Annotated in this window: 22 protein-coding genes and 1 pseudogene; 9 read left to right on the top strand and 14 right to left on the bottom strand. The window is 59.1% G+C overall.

Features of this window, described 5'->3' with window-relative positions:
• The first annotated feature begins 52 nt into the window (after positions 1-52).
• From V9G17_11595 to V9G17_11575, 5 genes are all read left to right on the top strand, one after another.
• Positions 53-1129, top strand: coding sequence for a trypsin-like peptidase domain-containing protein (locus tag V9G17_11595; GenBank protein ID MEI2753234.1), 1077 nt, complete (start codon positions 53-55; stop codon positions 1127-1129).
• Positions 1130-1183: 54 nt separating this feature from the next.
• Positions 1184-1966 (top strand): lipoyl(octanoyl) transferase LipB, encoded by a 783-nt coding sequence (lipB, locus tag V9G17_11590; protein ID MEI2753233.1) that lies wholly within the window; start codon positions 1184-1186, stop codon positions 1964-1966.
• A complete protein-coding gene (locus V9G17_11585) occupies positions 1966-3222 on the top strand; it encodes a Glu/Leu/Phe/Val dehydrogenase (protein ID MEI2753232.1) in 1257 nt (418 codons plus the stop codon). Before lipB ends, V9G17_11585 begins: the two co-directional genes overlap by 1 nt.
• 110 nt (positions 3223-3332) lie before the next feature.
• On the top strand, positions 3333-3719 hold the full coding sequence (locus V9G17_11580) for a hypothetical protein (protein MEI2753231.1): 387 nt from the start codon (positions 3333-3335) through the stop codon (positions 3717-3719).
• Positions 3720-3753: 34 nt separating this feature from the next.
• The gene (locus tag V9G17_11575) at positions 3754-4050 is read left to right on the top strand and encodes a hypothetical protein (protein ID MEI2753230.1); all 297 of its coding nucleotides are present in this window, start codon (positions 3754-3756) and stop codon (positions 4048-4050) included.
• Between the two features lie 60 nt (positions 4051-4110).
• On the opposite strand, the gene V9G17_11570 is transcribed toward V9G17_11575, so the two are convergent.
• Positions 4111-4593, bottom strand: a complete 483-nt coding sequence (locus V9G17_11570) for a group 1 truncated hemoglobin (protein MEI2753229.1) — start codon at positions 4591-4593, stop codon at positions 4111-4113.
• Between the two features lie 176 nt (positions 4594-4769).
• Between V9G17_11570 and V9G17_11565 the strand changes: the two genes are divergently transcribed.
• Both V9G17_11565 and V9G17_11560 read left to right on the top strand, forming a co-directional pair.
• Positions 4770-5792, top strand: coding sequence for a LysR substrate-binding domain-containing protein (locus tag V9G17_11565; protein MEI2753228.1), 1023 nt, complete (start codon positions 4770-4772; stop codon positions 5790-5792).
• Positions 5793-5881: 89 nt separating this feature from the next.
• Positions 5882-6412, top strand: coding sequence for a hypothetical protein (locus V9G17_11560; GenBank protein ID MEI2753227.1), 531 nt, complete (start codon positions 5882-5884; stop codon positions 6410-6412).
• 174 nt (positions 6413-6586) lie between these two features.
• Here the strand turns inward: V9G17_11560 and V9G17_11555 are convergent, their stop codons facing one another.
• On the bottom strand, positions 6587-7516 hold the full coding sequence (locus V9G17_11555) for a D-alanyl-D-alanine carboxypeptidase family protein (protein MEI2753226.1): 930 nt from the start codon (positions 7514-7516) through the stop codon (positions 6587-6589).
• Positions 7517-7619: 103 nt separating this feature from the next.
• Here V9G17_11555 and V9G17_11550 point away from each other — a divergent pair, with 103 nt between their 5' ends.
• Complete coding sequence (locus tag V9G17_11550; GenBank protein ID MEI2753225.1) at positions 7620-7847, top strand: hypothetical protein; 228 nt, start codon at positions 7620-7622, stop codon at positions 7845-7847.
• On the opposite strand, the gene V9G17_11545 is transcribed toward V9G17_11550, so the two are convergent.
• Together V9G17_11545 and V9G17_11540 are read right to left on the bottom strand one after the other, a co-directional pair.
• Positions 7831-8004 carry a hypothetical protein gene (locus V9G17_11545; GenBank protein ID MEI2753224.1) on the bottom strand — a complete coding sequence of 58 codons (174 nt, stop codon included), beginning with the start codon at positions 8002-8004 and terminating at the stop codon, positions 7831-7833. The two genes, V9G17_11550 and V9G17_11545, sit on opposite strands and share 17 nt — an antisense overlap.
• Before the next feature lie 165 nt (positions 8005-8169).
• Complete coding sequence (locus tag V9G17_11540) at positions 8170-9363, bottom strand: VCBS repeat-containing protein (GenBank protein MEI2753223.1); 1194 nt, start codon at positions 9361-9363, stop codon at positions 8170-8172.
• A gap of 242 nt (positions 9364-9605) precedes the next feature.
• Here V9G17_11540 and V9G17_11535 point away from each other — a divergent pair, with 242 nt between their 5' ends.
• Complete coding sequence (locus V9G17_11535; protein MEI2753222.1) at positions 9606-9926, top strand: hypothetical protein; 321 nt, start codon at positions 9606-9608, stop codon at positions 9924-9926.
• 283 nt (positions 9927-10209) lie between these two features.
• On the opposite strand, the gene V9G17_11530 is transcribed toward V9G17_11535, so the two are convergent.
• The 10 genes and pseudogenes from V9G17_11530 to hisC form a co-directional block, all read right to left on the bottom strand.
• Positions 10210-11205, bottom strand: coding sequence for a PCP reductase family protein (locus tag V9G17_11530; GenBank protein MEI2753221.1), 996 nt, complete (start codon positions 11203-11205; stop codon positions 10210-10212).
• 13 nt (positions 11206-11218) lie between these two features.
• Positions 11219-11500, bottom strand: a pseudogene (locus V9G17_11525) (HU family DNA-binding protein).
• 68 nt (positions 11501-11568) lie between these two features.
• Entirely contained in the window at positions 11569-12468 is a 900-nt protein-coding gene (gene sppA / locus V9G17_11520; GenBank protein ID MEI2753220.1) for a signal peptide peptidase SppA, read from the bottom strand.
• 13 nt (positions 12469-12481) lie between these two features.
• Positions 12482-14197 carry a 30S ribosomal protein S1 gene (locus tag V9G17_11515; GenBank protein MEI2753219.1) on the bottom strand — a complete coding sequence of 572 codons (1716 nt, stop codon included), beginning with the start codon at positions 14195-14197 and terminating at the stop codon, positions 12482-12484.
• A 57-nt stretch (positions 14198-14254) separates the two neighbouring features.
• A complete protein-coding gene (locus tag V9G17_11510; GenBank protein MEI2753218.1) occupies positions 14255-14950 on the bottom strand; it encodes a lysophospholipid acyltransferase family protein in 696 nt (231 codons plus the stop codon).
• Complete coding sequence (gene cmk, locus V9G17_11505; GenBank protein ID MEI2753217.1) at positions 14947-15630, bottom strand: (d)CMP kinase; 684 nt, start codon at positions 15628-15630, stop codon at positions 14947-14949. Before cmk ends, V9G17_11510 begins: the two co-directional genes overlap by 4 nt.
• 27 nt (positions 15631-15657) lie before the next feature.
• On the bottom strand, positions 15658-16986 hold the full coding sequence (aroA, locus tag V9G17_11500) for a 3-phosphoshikimate 1-carboxyvinyltransferase (GenBank protein MEI2753216.1): 1329 nt from the start codon (positions 16984-16986) through the stop codon (positions 15658-15660).
• Positions 16987-16992: 6 nt separating this feature from the next.
• On the bottom strand, positions 16993-17886 hold the full coding sequence (locus V9G17_11495) for a prephenate dehydrogenase/arogenate dehydrogenase family protein (GenBank protein ID MEI2753215.1): 894 nt from the start codon (positions 17884-17886) through the stop codon (positions 16993-16995).
• A gap of 61 nt (positions 17887-17947) precedes the next feature.
• A complete protein-coding gene (aroF, locus tag V9G17_11490) occupies positions 17948-18961 on the bottom strand; it encodes a 3-deoxy-7-phosphoheptulonate synthase (protein MEI2753214.1) in 1014 nt (337 codons plus the stop codon).
• Between the two features lie 18 nt (positions 18962-18979).
• Entirely contained in the window at positions 18980-20065 is a 1086-nt protein-coding gene (gene hisC, locus V9G17_11485; GenBank protein MEI2753213.1) for a histidinol-phosphate transaminase, read from the bottom strand.
• Positions 20066-20081: the final 16 nt, after the last annotated feature.

Genomic DNA, 20081 nt, shown 5'->3' with positions numbered 1-20081 from the left:
GCCCTACGTCCTATTGTGAGAGAATGCGCCGCGACGGAGGAACAGGTCCCCAATGGTGAGAGGCGCCCACAGTCGTACCGCTACCGGCCGGGTCAATCGGACAGGGTGGCTCGCCTGGGGACTCCTAGCCGCCGCCCTCTTGAGTCTCTCCACACCGGCGGAGGGCGCCGACCGTCCCCCCAGCGATTCGACCTCGCTCACAGAACTTTCTGTCCCCGCCGTCGTGACGAAGGTCCGTCCGTCGGTCGTCACCGTGCTCACCCGCGGCATGCCCCAGGGAGGCTCCCAGCACGGAGCCTCGCCGGGCTCAGGCTCCGGCGTGATCCTCGATGCCGGTGGGTATATCCTGACCAACAATCACCTGGTACAGGGCGTCACCAGCGTCGTGGTGGGACTCTCCACCGGACGGCTTACGCCGGGGCGGGTCGTCGCGCGGGATTTCCTGCTCGATCTCGCACTCGTCAGAATCACCGCCCCGGATCTGGTCCCGGCCGAATTCAGCCGGCGCACCTCCTTCGAAATCGGTGAAACCGTGGTCGCCATCGGAAACCCCCTTGCCCTGAAGGGAGGCTCCACCGTCACGGTCGGCGTCATCAGCGCGCTGGATCGCTCGGTTCTCACGCCGGAGGGGGAAACCCTCTACGACCTGCTTCAAACAGATGCCGCGATCAATCCGGGAAACAGTGGCGGTCCGTTGGTCGATCGCTACGGCCAGGTCGTGGGCCTCAATGTCGCCATCGCCCCCTCTGCGCAAGCCATCAGTTACGCCATTACGATGGAGGCGGTGATGCCTCATCTCCAATCCATGATGGATCGCGGCTCCGTCCTGCGGCCGGACCTTGGCTTGATCCCGCTGACCATCACCCCGAGTGTCGCCGCGAGCTTCGATCTGGAGAGTGACCGGGGCATCCTCGTGCTCTCGGTGGACCCGGCCAAACCAGCCGGACGAGCCGGATTACAATCCGGGGATGTGGTGACCGCCATCGATCACCATCCGCTCTATAACATCGGAGATTTCTGGCACGCGGTGACTCGAGCGAGCGAGCAGATGTCGTTTCAGATCAGCACGCAGGGGAAGGCCGGTGCCACCACCATCACCGTGTCACAACCAGGTCCGGAACGGCCGTAACCCATGAGACTCGATCAGCCCCTGCATACAGCGTCCGCACACAGGAGCCCGGATATGCCTGCACCGACACAGCCGCTGCGAGCGAGCATCCTGATGCGCTGCGAGCCACTCCCCTACGAGATAGCCTGGAGTCTGCAGCGTGCCTGCCGGACCGAGCGCGCGGCCGACCGATGTGACGACCTGCTCCTGCTCATGGAACACCCTCCCGTCTTTACCGTGGGACGAACCACGCAGGGCCAGCATTGGCCGGGTGAGCTCCGTCTGACGCAGAAATCAGGCATCCCCGTGATTCGTACGGAGCGCGGCGGGTCGATCACCTACCACGGACCGGGCCAGCTGATCGGTTATCCCGTGCTCCGCCTCTCCGAATTCTGCGCCGGACCGAAGGCCTATGTGCATCGACTGGAAGACGTGATCATCAGCACTCTGGCCGAGTGGGGCATTGCAGGGCATCGCCGGGAGCGGCTGCCGGGCGTATGGGTCGGGGGAGACCATCCGTCGAAAATCGCCTCGATCGGTGTACGCATTTCGCAGGGTGTGACGACGCATGGTTTTGCGCTGAATGTCTGCCCTGATCTGGCGCCGTTTTCGTACATTGTCCCTTGTGGAATTGCCGACTGCCGCGTGACGTCCATGGCGACGCTCTTGGGCGACGCACCCGAGATGAGCGCCGTCCAGGAACGACTGGCTGCCAACTTTGCCGAACGATTTCATCTGACCTGGACAGAACACATTGGCCCGGAACGATTCATGGCGTTGATCACAGCCTCCACCGCGGCGCCTCAGGAGCCGGAGCCTCTCCCTCATCAGGCTACTCACCAGCAAGGAGTCACGTGATGAACGAATTCGATACGCACACCTTCCGGCTGGCCGTCGCCCAGTTTAATGAAGCGGCAGAGGCCATGCACCTCGACACCAACCTGCGTGAGCGCTTAAAACTACCGCAACGATCCCTACTGGTCAGCGTGCCGGTGAAGATGGATGACGGCCATGTAGAAGTCTTTACCGGTTACCGGGTCCAGCACGATTCGGCGCGAGGCCCCTGCAAAGGCGGCATCCGATATCATCCGGACGTGAATCTCGGCGAAGTGGCCGCGCTGGCGATGTGGATGACGTGGAAGTGTGCCGTGGCGGATCTTCCCTATGGTGGCGCGAAGGGCGGCGTGAGGGTCGATCCGAAAAAATTGTCCCGCGGTGAACTGCAACGATTGACCCGACGGTACGCGGCGGAAATTTTCCCCTTGATCGGCCCGGACAAAGATGTCCCGGCACCCGATGTGGGCACGGACCAGCAGGTCATGGCCTGGATTATGGATACCTACAGCCAGCAGGTCGGGTATGCCGTGCAAGGGGTCGTCACCGGCAAGCCGTTATCGATCGGAGGCAGCCTGGGTCGGGAGGAAGCCACCGGTCGCGGCGTCTCCTACGTGACCTTGGAAGCCTTACAGCACCTGAAACTGGACGTGGCCCGCGCAACCGTCGCCGTGCAGGGGTTCGGCAATGTCGGCTCTCATGCGGCGCTCATCCTGCAGCAAGCCGGCGCGAAAATCGTGGCCGTGAGCGACGTCAGCGGCGGATTGTACAACCCGAAGGGCCTCGACGTGGCCGATGTGCTCCATCGCTATCGTGACAAACACGAACCGTTGCACGACATCACGCCGGGCGAGCCGATTACGAATGAAGAATTGCTGCAACTGGAGTGTACGGTGTTGGTTCCCGCGGCCCTCTCCGAACAAATCACCGAAACCAATGCGTCCAAGTTGCGCTGCCGAATTCTGGCGGAGGGCGCAAACGGGCCGACCACATTGGAAGCCGATCGTATCCTGACCGACAAGGGCGTGTTTATCATTCCCGACATTCTGGCAAACTCGGGCGGCGTGATCGTCTCCTACTTTGAATGGGTGCAGGACGTCCAGCGCTTCTTCTGGAAGGCGAAAGACATTCAAGACCGGCTGCAAGACATTATCACCAGCGCCTTCCACAGAACCCTGCACTTCTCTCTGGAGAAACGGACGACCATGCGCATGGCTGCACTGATGTCGGGCATCGACAAGGTAGCCCAAGCACATCTCCACCGCGGGCTTTATCCCTAGCGGCCCTAGCAGACTACGGCACACTCAATGGGCGTCATGCGTCGAGACCAGCTTACGTGTTCTGTCCGCATTGGAATCGCCTGCAGGAAGCAGAAAGTTACGCTCATACGATGACACGATACATACTGGCTGCGATCGCCGGAATCTGGATGGCCGACGGCCTCGCCCTGCTGAGCCTCCCGCTGCTTGTCGTCCAACGAATACAGGAATCCCTCCTCCAGAACCCGCACCTATTCCGCTGGCAAGCAATCGGCATCGGCCTCGGGGCCATTCTCATCCTCTGGTCGGGGCCGCTGCCCTATCAACCCTTGTGGTGGATCACCGGCGTCGCCATGATCATCAAAGGTTGTTTCCTGACCTGGGGCCCGGCCGCATGGCGCACGCCATTATTGAGTTGGTGTTTCGCTCGCGAAGCTGTCGATTACCGGTTCTTCGGACTGTGGTTGTGCATGCTTGCCGTTCTGCTGTTGCATGCGTTAGGGTTGCTGCACGGATAGCTCGTGTTCATGGCCGGGATGGATCGACATCGTCGTGATCAGTCACCACACCATCGCCTCACTCTGGGAGGAGCACAGCCGCGAAGGCTGGCCGCGTTTCTCCAGCCCGAACGAAGGGCAGTTGATGACACTGGATACCGTCATCGGCGGATGTGCGGTGTTCTACCTCGACGGGCAGGCGCACATGGACAGTCAGCGCATCGCGATACTCCAGGACTGTGTCGCCGACCTTGATACCTTGCTCGATGATCTGAGTGAGGACAGCTTGGGCTACTTTCAACGCCTCCGCCGACTGGCAACCGCCCTCGTCCAGCTCAATCAACCGACCTAGCCGCCACTCTGCGAGGAGCAGCGGGGACCGACCGGTAGGCCCGCCCCCGCTATGTTGTCCCTACGGTACCTCGACGATATCCTTCTTCATCGGACCGAGTAGCCCCAATAATTCACCTTTCTCGCCGGCCGGCACATTGAACTTGTCGAGCGCCGCAACAAGATCCTGAACCAGGGCTCCGAAATCCCCACTGCTGATGCGCATCCCCAGATGCATGCTCTTCATGTCACGGCCACGATAACTGCACGGCCCTCCTGTTGCGCTGCACACTTGATCCACCAGGTGGCCCTTCAACTTCGGGATGTCCGTCGTCGCAAACCGACTGTTGATCCGGCCATCGGCCGCGACGTTGGCCACAAACTGATCGACCACCGCCGTGATGGCAGGCTTCCCTCCCAAACGGTCATACAGAGACTTGGTGGCCGTCGCACCGGCCACTGGCTGCCCGGCTCCGCTCAGACTTCCCGTATCCGCACAACCGGCCAACACGGCCAGCGCACTCAGCACCAGCACTCCCATTCCAGCATTCTTCGTGACCATCATCCGCCTCCCCCTGTGATACGTGACCGGCTGCAACCCTCCAGACCCGCACTGGGCCCAGGCTCCCAAGCAGCAGCACCGGTTGACCTCAGACAATAGGGGAGATACTATCTATTCGTCTAATATATTGTTTTCATACATTCTATAGTCTAAAGCTATAGCTAGCAGCAGGAGCGGGCATGGAATTGCGTCAGCTTGAATACTTCATAGCCGTGGCGGCCCACCAAAACTTCAGCCGCGCAGCGGAACATGTCCATGTCTCCCAACCGTCCCTCTCGATCCAAATCGGTGGACTCGAAAAGGAGCTGGGTACCCGCCTGTTCGATCGGCTCGGCCGCAAGGTTGTCCTGACCCAGGCCGGAGAATTGTTCCATGTACATGCGGAACGAGCCTTGCGAGAGCTCGATCAAGCGGAGCAGGTCGTCCAGGAACTGCTTGGCGCCAAACGTGGTCGCTTGGTGGTGGGGGCACTCTCAACGGTCAACTCGTACCTCATCGCCCCGCTCGTGTCCCGATTCAAGCAGCGCTTCCCTGACATTCATCTGCAAGTGCATGCTCAAGCCTCGACCGATGTCGTCAACGGGCTGTTGTCCCACCATCTCGACATCGGAATCTGCCTACTGCCATTGACCCATCCTCACCTGACGACCGTTCCACTTTTTGAAGAGCGATTGGCCCTCGTCGCTCCCGCACATATGATAATCGGCACACATCGTGCGCGGATGCGAGACCTCGCGGGGCTCCCCCTGATTCTCATGCCGGTTGATTATTGCCTGCGCAAAATGGTCGAAGCCGAATGTGCGAAGGCGGGCGTGCATCCGCAGGTGGTGCTGGAAATGAGCTCGCCGGAGGGAATTCTCCAGGCTGTCGAGGAAGGGACCGGCGCCACGATCCTTCCTGAACTTTTCGTCCGCTCGCGGCGCCCCGGCCCGGCGCTACAAGTGATTGACCTCTACAATCCGACTCCCCGACATGCCGTCGGTTTGGCCTACCTCACCAAGCGACATCGCAGCTTGGCCGCGCAAGAATTTGCGGCGCTCTGCCAAACAACGATGCGAGATTTACAGTCCCACCCCTCACCGACCGAGCCGACCCAACGGGGAAAACGAGCGACAGGACACTCTGTGCCTTCCGCCGAGAAGCCCTCTTCTGTCTACCGAAACTCCGCCTCGACCTTGAAAGTCAGGCGGCCCGTTGGATAGAATGCCGTGATTCCAAGCCAGTCCTCTGCCAGGCGGCACGTAATGTCAGCGCGATGTGCGCGTTGACGATCGGTTCTAAGGAGGCATTCATGATGCAGCGCAAGCGGATGTTCACTGCCCTGATGGCGACGATGGGCTCCCTCTGTCTTGCTGCGATGGTGAATGCCGGGCCATACGAACTCAGCAAGGACGACTTGACCGATCCCAAAGGCATTGCGAGTCAGGACGTGTCCCTGTTTGGAATCAAGTTGGGAGATGATGAAGGAAAAGCACTGGACGGGCTGGTGAACGAAAAGATCCCCGGCATCAAAGCAGAACAAGAAGCGACATTTATCTTTCTGCTCGATCAACGCAAACCGACCGGCCCGATGGCCGGAGTTCGGGTACAGGACGGCAAGGTCGATCTTATTTTCATCAACAATCGCTTCGCCTATAAGACTCGCGGCATCTTTCGCAATGTGCTCAACAGCGAAAGTCCGGAAGATGTGCGGAAGTTACTCGGGAAAGAGGATTACGGCGACGAAAACGTGATGGGTGCGATACTCGCCTATGATAAGCAGGGCTTCCAGGTCAACTACCTCGGGAAAGACGTGAACGTGGAGTTTTCACTCCCTCACTAGACCATTACGCCCGGGGAAAGATCCCACTCCCCTTTCCTCAATCTACCGTGCCCATCTTCGTGCCGTTTCAGCCGCAAGACTGGCGCAGTCCCTCCTCGTGGAAGACGCAGTCCTCCCCCTCGCTCAAAGCAAGACTGATACAGGCGAAAGACCACCAGCGACGACTCGTGAGATCTAGCGGGTAAGGCCAGCACGGCTATCACTGAGCCGCAGACCATAGTTGATGAGGCTGGTCGCCGTATTCCAGCGACGCTTGGAGTTGAGAATGACCAGCAGCAGGTCGCTGCCGTCTTGGGAGACTTTGGCGATGAGGCACCGACCGGCTTTGGAGGTGAATCCCGTCTTCACCCCTTGCACCCCCGGAATACGCCCCAGGAGCCGGTTGGTCGTGCGCAGAACATAGGACCGATGCTCATTGATCGGCATGATGATTTCACGTTCCTCACTCACCAATTCCTTAAACACCGGGTGGTGCAAGGCGATCTCGCTCAATTTCGCCAGGTCTTCGGCCGTTGAATAATGTTCCGGCGCATCAAACCCGCAGGCATTGCTGAAGTGGGTGTTGCGCAATTCGAGCGCAGCGGCCTTGGCATTCATGAGATCGACAAACCGCGCCTCGTCCCCGCCGACGTGCTCGCTCGCCGCCAGACAGGCGTCATTCGCGGACACAATCAACATCGCCTTCAATAAATCTTCCAGCCGAAAAATCTGACCCGTCCGGAGACGCAAATGCGTCTTGTGCGCGCGCGCAGCCTTGGGACTGACCGTCACCTCGTCATCCAGATGGCCATACTCCAGAATGACCAACGCCGACATGATCTTGGTCAGACTGGCCGGCGACAGCCTCTTTCCACTTTCAAACTGATAGAGCGTCGTCCCCGTCTTCAATTCCTTGAGCAGAATGCTGTGCGCAGGGACATGCCGCCATCGGAGACTATGATGCGCTTGCTTGGCAGACGGGACCGGCCGGGGGTCGAAGGGTACCGTGATGACTTCGTCGTCTACGTCGGTGTCGATGGCCAATGCCTGACCACTCCAGAGGCCGAACAATAGAGCCAGAATGCCAATGCCACTCATCGACAGTGTACGACGTGAACGGTTCATGTGGGGGATCTGTACTTTCTTGTGACGAACAGACGCGGTCTGACGTTCACAGGGTATAAGTTTCTCGAACTTTCGAGCCACGCAAGCTACTGGAGATCACCTTATGGAAAAATCGGAGCAAGTCGGCGAGATCGATCCAAAATCCACAATTCAGACAACGGGCGTAGAGCCGACGATTCATGAGCGTGTAATGCCGCTCCACCATCATGAACCCTTTGCATTTCAGGCAATGCATCGACCGACCCTGTTCCCTTTACAACGGTTTCGTGGACGCCCCGGCGCATCTCGAACCGATACCAACGCCGTCACTGGATTTAGCGAAGACGATTGAGGATAAGGGCGAGGCAGCCGGCCAACAACCCACCCCCGAAGATCGTGGTGCTAAAGGAGAGGATCGCGCTCGAGCTCCCCGCAGGATTGGTCCCGGAGATCAGATCGCGCACCCCACCTTGAACCATCAAGACTGCCAGCGTCGTCAGGCAGCCCATGCAAAACCACCACAGAAACGATCGCACGAGCCCCCGCGGTCTGGTCTGAGAATGGCGTGGACTATGGTCCAGCAGCCTTTTCGAACTCTATCCGAGCCCTATCGAGGTGTCAAGCAAACGGCCTGTCTCCTCTTCGGTCATTGCGCCGCAAACCTGAATACGCGGCTATTCGCCTGCGCGCCCAGTCGGAGCTTGCCCCTTATATCCGTGATGCAGAAACACCGATACACTCCCCGAGCCGTTATCCGCCGTGACCAAGCCCGGTTCCTCCAGGTTATCAGCGGAGACGCGATAACTCGCCACGGCAAACGGACCGTTCCTCGTGCGATAGTTACGCGGTGGATAATGGAACGTGCCATCACCACGCCCGAACAGGATGGAGAGATCCGTCGATTGCAGATTGACGATTGCCACATCCGCAATATGGTCGCCGTCGAAGTCATGGGCCGCTCCGAAGTTTGGACTCGCATCGGCGCCTGAATCCTTGCCCGGCTGGAACGTAGCGTTCCCGTTGCCCAAAAATGTCGTGAAGCTGTCCCCTTCCCCGTTGATGACTAAGAGATCGGTCAGGTGATCATTGTTAAAGTCGGCAAAGCTCACGCCGAGGGGCCGCCGGCCCGTCTTATAGTCTTTGGGGTCCCGAAAGGTGCCATCACCGTTGCCGATCCAGATGGACACAGCACTCAACATCGGTCCGCCGTTCGTCACCAACAAATCCGGCTTCCCGTCCTGATTCAGATCCCGCAAGGCCACCGAGGTGGGCGTGTCACCGTATTCATATTGCGCGCCTGGACGAAAGTCTCCGCTGGCGCTCCCCAGGAAAATCTTCACTTTGTCGTTCCGCAAGGCCACCGCCAAGTCGGGATGGCCGTCACCATTGATGTCTTCACTGGCCACGGAGACCGGCGTGCGATGGACGGGATACTGCGGCCCGTCGTCGAACTTGCCGTTGCCTCGACCGAACAGGATCGACACCTGATCGCTGCCTGAACAGGCCAACACCACATCCATCTGTCCATCATGATTAAAGTCGTTGAGGGCGAGGGAGCGGGGTTCCTGACACACCTTCACCTGGACCTGGTCACGAAACGTACCATCCCCATTGCCGAACAGCAGCGAAATCGAATTACTCGAAATGTTGGTCGTGATGAGGTCTGTGATTTGGTCCCGATTGAAGTCGGCCGTGGTGATGGTGGTCGGATTCTTCCCGACCGGGTAACTGGCAAAATAATAGAAGGGGTCGGGCGGCACGTAGGGATCGGCCTTCGAACAGGCAGAGAGCAGCACCACACCAGCTAATAAGATCGGTCCAACTCCGAAGAGCGACGGAATATTGATGCATCGACGGTCGGCGGTCATATCCATCCTGATGAAAAAGGCATGACATTCCGGCCAAGTCCATGCTTCGCCGCTCCTGATCCTCACCCGTTCGCGGAGTATACAGAGCCCCCTCTGGCTTCGCAACGAAGGCCTGCATCTGCCCCCTGCCCGTGGCCAAATTGGCCACTTGCCGAATGGGCTCGAACCTCTAGGCCTTTCGCCCCTTTGAAAACTTGGAAAGCCTTAGGCTACAATGCGACCCAAGTGTGGAGGAGGTGCCCATGAGCAAGAAAGTCAATATGCCTTTGTCGATGTACGGTGTCGCGGAAGTGCTGAAGTGGTGTATCGATCGCAATAACGGCCGTATAGGCGGAGTCGATACTGAAGGTTTTAAGAAGATGCAGGCGCTCTTGGCGGAGAAGCCGACCTCAAACGATTATTTGGCACTGGACCAATTCTGGAAGAAAGAAGTCGTGCTGGAACTCACGGAAGACGAGGTCTCGACCATCGACCGTTGCCTGTACGATATTCCGAACTTAGACAACGAACCATTGCCGCAGATTCGACACAAATTCTGGCCTACCGCCGTGGCCGCGAATTAAGTTTCGGCCCTCGCCGTCTCGCACAATCTTTCCGGCAACCCACAGAGCGTGATGTTCTGTGGGTTGCTCGTGGACTGTGAGGGCTCCTCTCACATACCCATCCGCAACCCGCTCCTGCCTTCCTTCCGGAAGGGGCGAATCGATCCGTAGCGCCAACCGGCACTGAGGCTCAAGTCTGTTGATGTGATTCTTGGTCGTGAATCGGCCCGTCCCGTCACGCGAGGGGACAGAACGGGCCTGGCGTCGACAGGAGCAAGGTCACTCGCAGAGTCACGTTCCTACTCTAGAGAGATCCCTCGCCCTTGAGAAACTTCCGGAACCGCCCCATGAGGTCGGCACCGAGGGTGCCGCCTTCCGGTTTCTTGACCTCCGGGTCGCTGAAATGCGACCGGATTTCCTGAAGGCGCTTCTCCGCTTGATCGTTCCCCTGCAACCGCTTGGTTTTTTGGAGCGCAGTGTCGAAGGCATCGAAGGTGAGTTCATTGTAGCCAAACGACCGGATACGCTTCACCGCCTTCATCATGGCCTGATTGCGAAATGTCGTGAGGTGCTCGGAATCGACTTCTTTGAGCCCAAGCTTGCGGGCTCTGCGTTCAGCCGCCTTGCGTATGCCGCTGCGGACGAAATCCGGTGACGTTTGCAGGCGCTTCCAGGCTTCGTCACTCCAGGCCACACGCTCCTGCGGCGCCTCCCACAACTGCACCGCGGTCTGCTCATCGATCCTGGTCAACCCCTTCTCTCGCGCCGACTCCTCGGTATCATGCCGGATCATGTCGCTCACGAAATCCATGGCGATCGGCGGGGACTCCTTGATCTTCTGCTGTAACAGGGCCAATGCCCCTTCAGTCCATTCCAGGGGCGCCGCCTCTCGCTCCCGAATCTCCCCCAACGCCTCGACCTTCTCAAAGAGATCAACGTTGACCTCCATGTGGCCGCCTTTGCGGGCGATCTCGTCGGCGATTTGCTTGATCATCCCTCGCATGAACTCTGGGACGGCCGCCAGGCGTTCCTTGGCAGCCGCGGTCCAAGGCAGCTGCCCCTTGGCCATTTGATCCGCCGCCTCAGCCATGCCGCCTTCACCGCCCATGGTCCCCATCATCTGACCTTTGAACTGCTCGAGGATCTCTTCGGTGATTTCTGGATAGCCCAACTCCCGCGCCTTCTTCTCGGCGAGGCGGCGGACCATTCCCCGTAAAAACATAGGGGCACGCTCCATTCGCTTCAGCGCGCCGTCACTCCACCGAACCTCAGGGGCTGTTATATTTGAGGACTCCGCCACGGTATCACTCCTGTTACTTATTGAGTAATTCCTTCAGTTCCTTGCCTGCCTTGAAGAATGGCACACGCTTGGCCGGCACCGCAACGGTCGCACCGGTTTTTGGATTACGACCTTCCTTCATCCGCCGGGCGCGGAGACGAAAACTTCCGAACCCCCTAATTTCCGTCTTATTGCCGTTCCGCAGCGAGTCGCGAATACAGTCGAAAATCGTGTTCACCACGATCTCCGCCTGCCGCTTCGTCAATGTCGTAACCTGTTCCGATATCCGTTCGATAATCTGCGCTTTGGTCATCGTCCCTCTCCTCGTGGGTGGGGCTTACGCACGGCTGAAGGCTGCGTCGCCTACCGATACGATCCGGCCGCTCAGAACGCCATCAGGTATTTCAGTTTGACGCCGGTATTCAACTCCAGCTTCGGAAACACCGACGACCAACGTGATTCGATGATATCTCGAAATGAAAACCGCTTGCGAGGCTCGACCACTTTGGGCTCACCTTCCATCCCGGCAATATCCGCCGCGATGTGGATGGCATCATCCAGGTCGCCGAGTTCGTCGACCAACCTCACCTCTTTCGCCTGGCGCCCCGTGTAAATCCGCCCATCCGCGAGCGGCTCAACATCCGACACTTCTAACGACCGCCCGTCGGCCACGGCTTGAATGAACTGGTGGTGCACATCATCCATCACCGACTGTAGCAGCTTGCGTTCCTCATCACTCATCTTCCGCAACGGGGATCCGACGTCTTTGAACCGCCCGCTCTTAATGACCACCCCTTCGACCCCGACCTTTTTCATCAGGCCTTCGAAGTTGGCCATTTCCATGATCACGCCGATACTCCCGGTCAACGTGCCGGGATTGGCAATGATGCGGTCCGTCGCCGCCGCGATGTAATACCCTCCGGAAGCGGCCACTGTCCCCATGGATGCGATGACGGCCTTATTACTCTTGTTCTTCACCCGCTTCACGGCGTCGTGAATTTCCTGGGACGGCACGACGCCGCCGCCGGGGCTGTCGATACGCAACACGATCGCCTTGACCAGCGGGTTCTCACTATATTGCTTCAACTCGCTGATCGTCGCTTGTGCATCAAGGATCACGCCCTCGATCCGTATGAGGGCCACACGATCTTGATTCGAGAAATCGAGGTCGGGGAGGAGCGCGTTCAAGAGAATCAACGCTCCTCCCCCAATCACGATGGCCCAAAAGATCCGGCGCAAGAGGCTCCGCTGTGGCTTCACCGCCGTGTCTGCTTGTGGCCCCATTCAGTCTCCCGACTTAGGCTTCGGAATCGCTCTGGTTGCGCTTCCGGCTCTGCTTGGCCGCACGACCCAGGGTCTGGTCGATTCCGCCCTGAGAGGCGTGGAACTCATCAACCTGGCGTCGATCGGAATCCATCTGGTGATCGCGCAAGCTGAGCGCAATTTTCCGCTCATCACGATCGACCTTGATGATCTTCGCGGTCACGTCATCCGTCGGCTTGAATTTTTCTTCCATCCGAACGTTGGCATCCAGCCCGACTTCGCTGATATGGATCAGACCTTCGACATCGCCATCCAGCTCGATGAAGAGTCCGAAATCGGCGATCTTGCTGACCTTGCCGGTGATGCTATCGCCGACCCGATACTTATTGGGAATCTGCTCTTCCCACGGATCGCGCGACAGTTGCTTGTAGCCCAGCGAAAGGCGTTCCTTTTCCTTGTCGATGCGAATCACCACCGCATCCACCTTCTGGCCCTTCTTGAAGAGCTCCGACGGATGCTTGATGTGCTTCGTCCAGGACATATCGGAAATGTGGATCAGCCCGTCGATGCCTTCTTCCAATCCGACAAAGGCGCCGAAATCGGTCAGGCTCTTCACCTTTCCTTCGATCCGCGTGCCAGCCGGGTACTTCGCTTCAATCATGTCCCACGGATTCGGCGCGGTCTGCTTCATACCGAGGGAAATCTTCCGGCTTCCCGGATCGATGTTCAACACGGCTGCTTCCACCTGATCGCCGACCGAAACGACACGCGACGGATGCCGGACTTCATGCGTCCAGGACATCTCAGAGACGTGTACCAATCCTTCTACGCCGGGCTCCAACTCCACGAACGCGCCATAATCGGTCAGGCTCACCACGCGACCACGCACACGCGTGCCCACCGGATACTTCGCCGCCACACCGGTCCAGGGATCCGCCGATTTCTGCTTCAACCCTAGGGAGATACGGCCGGTTTCCCGATCGTACTTCAGCACGGTGACTTCTACCTTGTCGCTGACCTGGAACAGTTCGGACGGATGGCCCACACGACCCCAGGACATATCGGTGATATGCAAGAGTCCGTCGATGCCGCCGAGGTCGATAAACGCGCCGTAATCGGTGATGTTCTTCACCGTGCCCTGAATCAGCTGACCTTCCTTCAAGGTCGATAACGTCGTCTGCCGGCGACGGTCGCGCGTCTCTTCCAGCAGCACCCGTCGGGAGACGACCACGTTGCCACGGCGATGGTTGATCTTGATGATCTTGAGGGGAAACGTCTTGCCGACCAAGCCGTCGAGGTCGCGGACCGGATGGAGATCGATCTGGGAGCCAGGCAAAAACGCCTTGACGCCGATATCGACCATCATGCCGCCCTTGATACGGGAAATGATCTTACCCTCAATGCTCTTTTCTTCTTTATGCAGCGTCTCCAATTCCTCCCAGATTTTCATCTTGTCGGCTTTTTCTTTGGAGAGCACGAGATTGCCGTCTGCGTCTTCACACTCTTCGAGGTACACCTGGAGGCGATCGCCGACCTTCAATTGCCCCAATTCTTCATGCGAGAACTGGTCGGCAGGGATCATGCCTTCCGACTTGTAGCCGATATCGACCACAACTTTGTCCTTGCCGATGGCCACGACCATGCCCTCGGTGATGGTCCCTTCCTCGAAATTGCGGAAGGTTTCCTCATACATCGCCGCTAAGGCGTCACGATCCAATTTGGGTTCACTTTGTGGTGTGGCAGTACTCATGAAAAGGTCCTCGTCCTCCGGCTTGTGCCGGGTGCTGATAGTGAGAAAAACCGAGTCTTACTCAGCGTTGCAAGACTTGGCTGTTGGTGTTGCGGCGGGATCGTGAGGCTGCCCGGCGTTCGCCGGCCAGTCCCCTGGCATCGGAACCTGTCCGAGCTCAGCAATCTTCGCCATCACCGTCCGACTGACATGTTGATAAAACGCTTTGCCTTCCAACCGCACGGCGTCCGCTGAAAAATCCAACGGCTCGCCATAGGCCACCGTCACGCGCCGAAACCTCGGCCACTTGGCGCCGGGTGGCAAGACATCAAACGTGCCGCCGATATGCGCCGGCACCACCTGACAGCCCGTCTGCGAGACGATCACCCCGATTCCCGGTTTGCCGGGCTTCAACGCACCGGTCATCGTCCGCCCCCCTTCAGGGAAAATGGCGACGGCCTTCCCCTCCTGAATCAACAAGACCGCTTTACTGAACGCATCGCGATCCAGACGGCCGATCCGTAAGGGAATCCACCCCAGGGCCTGCAGCAGGCCGTTGAGCAGCGGCATGGGAAACAAATCGTGCCGCCCCATGTACCAGACCCGGCGAGGAATCCCGCAACCAAGCAACGGAATATCCAAATAACTGGCATGATTCGAGGCGATCAGGAATCCGCCTTGCCGCGGCACCGTTCCGACGGTGCGATACCGGAAACACAGCCATCCGATGGTGCGAGAGAGAACCCATAACAGGCCATACAGTGCCGAGCTCACAATCTCGCCGTGATCACAGCCAGCATGTGCTCAACGACTGCCTCTGCCGGCATACTCGACGTATCGATCCGCTCGGCATCGGGCGCGGGAATCAGCGGTGCCACGGTACGGGACCGATCGCGATCATCCCGCCCGGTCATATCGCGTTTCGTTTGGTCAAATTGAACCGAGTGACCCGCCGCCACCAACTCACGATGTCGTCGCGTCGCCCGGACCTCGGCGTCGGCCTCAAGGAAAAATTTCACGTCCGCTTCCGGAAAGACGCGGGTCCCGATGTCCCGCCCCTCCGCCACGACACACCCCTCGGCGCCAATCTGCCGTTGCACCGGCAGCAGCCATTCCCGAACGGCTGGAATGGCCGATACCATGGATGCCAGTGCCGTCACGGTCGGCGTGCGCAATTGGCCCGTAATATCGCGTCCGTCCAGTAACACATGGGATTGCTCGGGGCCACAGGCCATATGCAGCGTCGTCTTAGGGAGCAGCGCGGTAATGGCGAGGTGTTCATCCGGACTGAGCCCCGTGTCGTGCACTTTCCACGCGATGGCACGATACAAGGCGCCTGTATCAAGGTAGAGGTATCCGAGCCGTAGCGCCAGGAGTCTGGCCACCGTACTCTTGCCGACACCAGCCGGACCATCGATGGCGATGATCAGACCCCGCTTCCCGCGGCTCGACATGTCTCGCTCACTCACGCGATCCTCGCACTATAGACGTTTCCCAGAATCAGTCAACAGGTCCAAGAGCGTACGCTCAAAGTTCGGGAACGAGGTGTCGATACACGCCGTGTCCTCGATCTGGGTCGGCTGTGACGCGGTCAGGGCTCCGATCGCGACGGACATGGCCACACGATGGTCGCCGTGACTCGCGCAGGTGGCCCCTGTCAGCGAGCCGTTCACGCCATTGCGACCCAGCCCCTCGATGACCATGCCATCAGGCCGTTCCTCGATCCGCGCACCCATCGCCCGGAGCTCAGTCGCCATCGTCGCGATACGGTCGCTTTCCTTCACTCGCAACTCTTCCGCCCCGGTAATCACTGTCTCCCCCTCGGCGACGGATGCGGCCACACACAGAATCGGGAACTCATCGATGGTCTGCGGAATCTGTTCCGGCCCGATCCGGACTCCCTTCAGGGGCATCGACCGTACTCGCAGGTCCGCAACCGGCTCTCCGGCCTCTTCACGAGGGTTGAGCACCTCGATGTGTGCACCCATCTGACGCAAGATCTCTAACAGGCCGGTCCGTGTGGGGTTCATGCCGACCGACCGTACTGTCACATCGGAATTCGGCACAATCGACGCACCGACCACCAAAAATGCCGCTGCGGATAGGTCACCTGGCACCACCACCGATTTCCCGCCCCACCGTACCGAGGGACGGCCCTCGATCCGAACCGTACACCCGTCGCGATGAAACGGAATTCCGAAGTAGGCAAACATGCGCTCGGTATGATCGCGCGACAGCCGCGGTTCAGAAATGGTCGTGATCCCATCGGCATACAATGAGGCAAAGAGCAGCGACGATTTGATCTGCGCGCTCGCAACCGGCGACACATACGAGATGCCCTTCAGCCGCGTCCCGGTAATCGCTAACGGCGCCAATTCCCCGCCCTTGCGTCCGGCGATCGTCGCCCCCATCGTTCGCAGCGGTTTCACGACGCGTCCCATCGGACGACGTCTGATCGATTCATCTCCGGTGAGGACCGTAAAAAAATCCTGCCCCGCCAGCAAGCCGGCTATCAACCGAATACCGGTTCCGGAATTGCCGCAATCGATTGGGCCGAACGGCTCCGTGAGACCCCACATACCTTTACCATGGACCGTCAACCGCTCCGGAGTCTCCTCGATCCGCACGCCCAGCGACTGGAACGCGCGCATGGTATTCAAACAATCTTCGCCGCGACAATAGTCGGTGACCTGGCTGAGTCCTTCGGCGAGGGCCGTGAGGATGATCGCTCGATGGGTGACGGACTTGTCGCCGGGAACCGCAGTGGTCCCCTTCAGCGGACGTCCCGGGGTAATGGTTAAGGATGCCATCTCAGCCTAGCTCTTCCCCGATGGGCGGGCCGTGAGTTGTTCCCGTTCATACTTGGCCTTCTCCAGCTGCTTCTCGATCCCCGCGGCGTCACCGGCAGCAATCAAGCGCTTCAGTTCGCCGAGGTGGCGCTCATACGTCTCGATCAACGACACCACATTGTCCCGGTTCCACAGGAAAATATCTCGCCACATTTCCGGCGAGCTGGCCGCAATCCTCGTGGTATCGCGTAATCCGCCGCCGGAATGGCCTGCCAGATCCAGCTCGGGGACCCCATGGTCGCGCACATCCGCCAGTGCCGTCATCAACGCAAATGCAGCGACATGCGGCAAGTGACTGACGGCCCCGAGAATCTTGTCGTGTAGAAAGGGGTCCATCTCCAGCACAACCGAACCCGCAAGTTCCCAGAGCGCCCGAACAGTTTGGAGCGCCTCGGCATCCGTCCTGAGCGTGGGAGTCAGAATGCAGCGCGCCCCTGCAAACAGGGTCTCGGATCCTGCCGCCACGCCGGTCTTTTCCTTGCCCGCAATGGGATGCGCACCGACGAACCGCACGGACGGCGGAAGAAGAGCCTCGGCACGCGTGACCAGATCACCCTTCACACTGCCCACATCACTCACGATCGCCCCAGGCGCGAGACAAGCGGCCCATTCCTGCAGATGCCGTTCATAGGTATCCACCGGCGTCGCGAGCAGCACAAAGTCCGCCCCTTCCACGCCATCACGCGGATCCGACACATATCGGTCGATGGCGCCCACCTCGACGGCCGTCTTGAGATTCTCGACGCGTCGCCCGATGCCGACGACGGAATCTGCCAGCTTCTGCTGACGCATGATCATCCCCAGCGAGCCACCGATCAACCCGACGCCGACAATCGCCACCTGTTTAAAATGCGGTTTCATCGTCGAGGTATTTCTGGCGCGTACAAAGCCGGGCGCCGCAGAACAACGAGTGCCACGCCACTCACAACGTTCGATCGACGGCGGCGGCAATCTTGCGCAAATCCCCCATCAACTCTTTAAATTTCGACGGCCGGATCGACTCTTCGCCATCACAGAGCGCACATTCGGGATTGGAATGGACCTCGATCAAAAGTCCGTCGGCGCCGGCGGCGATCGCGGCTTTCGACATGGGCGCCACCAGATCCCACTTGCCCGTCGCATGACTGGGATCCACGATGACCGGCAGATGCGACAGACTCTTGAGCGTCGGAATGGCAGCCATATCCAAGGTATTTCGATACTGCGTTTCAAACGTGCGGATGCCGCGCTCGCACAACATGACATTCCGGTTTCCGCGGGACATGATGTATTCAGCGGAGAGCAGGAATTCCTTGATCGTCGCCGAGAGGCCGCGCTTCAACAAGACCGGCTTATCGTAGGCCCCGACCTCCTTGAGCAACTCGAAATTCTGCATATTTCGAGCGCCGACCTGGATGATGTCGGCCTTTTCAAGAAACAGCTCGATGTCGCGAGTGTCCAGAATCTCACTGACCACCGGAAGGCCGGTCTGTTTTTTGGCTTCGACCAAATAATCCAGCCCTTCGCGTCCCAGCCCCTGAAAGGAGTAGGGCGACGTGCGCGGCTTATACGCGCCTCCACGGAGAATGGTCGCCCCGGACGATTTGACCTCATGGGCAATGCCCACGGTCAGTTCCAACCGCTCGACCGCACAGGGACCGGCCATGATCGTGATTTTCTTGTCGCCGATTTTGACGCCATTGACGTCAATGATCGTATTGTCTTTCTTAAACTCCCGGCTGACTAGCTTCCACGGAGCCAGGATCGGCAACACGCTCTCAACACCGGGCAACGCAGTGAGGGGCTGATTGTGCAAGATGCGATCATCCCCGATCACCCCGATGATGGTCCGTTCTTGGCCAGCCGAAATGTGCGATTTCAATCCCAGCTCACGAAGCCGGTCGATAATATGATCGACTTCGCGCTCCGACGCCTCGGGCTTCAAGACAATAATCATGATCTCGTCTCGCTTTCCTTATCGAGGAGCGCGCGTCACATCTTCAAGCGCGCTCAGGAATAGATGATTTTCTTCCGGGAGGCCGATGGTCACCCGCAGCATTTGGCCGTCAATGTGGCGGACGATGATGCCCTTCCGTAACAATGCGTCGAATACCTCCCGGCCGTCTCTTCCGACATCGAAATAGAGGAAATTCGTTTCGCTGGGCAAGGCCTCAAATCCCAGTCTCCGCAAGCCCGCCCGAACCTTGTCCATTTCCGCATGATTGAGGGCTCGACTCGTCCCCACATGCGAGTCATCGTCCAGGGCCGCTAACGCGGCGCGTTGCGCCATACTGTTGGCGTTGAAGGGCGGACGGATTCGATTCAAGTAGTTCGTAATCTCCGGCGTGGTAATTCCATAGCCGATCCGGAGCCCGGCCAAGCCGTAGATTTTAGAGAAGGTCCGCAGCACGATGACATTGCGACCGGCCTTCACATACCCGAGCGACTCCGGGAATTCAGGATGTCGCACATACTCGTAATAGGCCTCGTCGAACACCACCACCACCTGCTCAGGCACGCGCGCCATCAACGCCGCCACCTCGGCCTTGGTCGCCATGGTCCCGGTCGGATTGTTCGGATTGCAGATAAACAGCAGGCGAGTGTTGTCGGTAATCGCGTCCGCCATCGCGGGCAAATCGTGGTGCCAATTTTTCTGCGGCACCTCCACGGCCACACCGTGGGCCGCCTTCACCTCCATCTTATAAATCACGAAGGTGTGCTCGGCCATCACGGCCTCGTCACCCGGCGACAAAAACGTTCGCGCAAGCAGGCCAAGGAGTTCGTCCGAGCCATTTCCGAGAATGACCTGATCAGGCGTGACTTTGCACCGTTCGGCCAGGGCCCCACGTAATCGAAACGCTCCCCCGTCCGGATACCGATGCAGCGTCGAAGCGGTGTCACCCAAGACGGCGAGGGCTTTGGGCGACGGCCCGATCGGGTTCTCGTTGGACGCCAATTTAATCGCCCGCGCAAGGCCTAACTCTCGCTGCAGCTCTTCGATCGGCTTTCCAGGAACATACGGAACAAGGGAGGCAATATCGGGATGTACCTTCAATGGCATGGCGTGACTCGGGCCT

This window comes from Nitrospira sp. (genome assembly GCA_037045225.1).
Classification (GTDB): domain Bacteria; phylum Nitrospirota; class Nitrospiria; order Nitrospirales; family Nitrospiraceae; genus Nitrospira_A.
This window is presented reverse-complemented; position numbering and strand designations above follow the sequence as displayed.